Consider the following 321-nt stretch of genomic DNA (forward strand, 5'->3'; position numbering starts at 1 on the left):
AAGAACAGTTCTAGTCGTGTTGTCCATAAAGACCATTAAACCAAACTTACGACCAAAGTAAGTAGTATCTATGATGATATTAGCAGTATTTGGCCGCTTAATTTGATATTCAACACTGACTTTATCTAAGCGTCTTTGGATGGTTTTAAGACTACAGTGATATTTATCAGCCAACTGTTGGTAGGTCTGTTTACCTTGGGTATATTCAGTCCAAAGGGTTTGATTATTGAGTCTTTTGCCACCTAAAAATTGCCGCCTACAAGCGAGACATTGATACTGCTGTTTGCCTAGCTTACGTCCGTTCTTCTTGGTGTGTTTATC

Annotated in this window: 1 protein-coding gene; it reads right to left on the bottom strand. The window is 38.3% G+C overall.

Going from position 1 to position 321, the window contains the following annotated elements; all coding sequences use genetic code 11:
* Nucleotides 1-321 (bottom strand): IS1/IS1595 family N-terminal zinc-binding domain-containing protein (locus tag ACT3SX_RS15660; RefSeq protein ID WP_444761887.1); only part of this gene is annotated, 321 nt, incomplete at both ends.

The organism is Psychrobacter sp. AOP31-B2-9, from assembly GCF_052378005.1.
Classification (GTDB): Bacteria; Pseudomonadota; Gammaproteobacteria; order Pseudomonadales; family Moraxellaceae; genus Psychrobacter.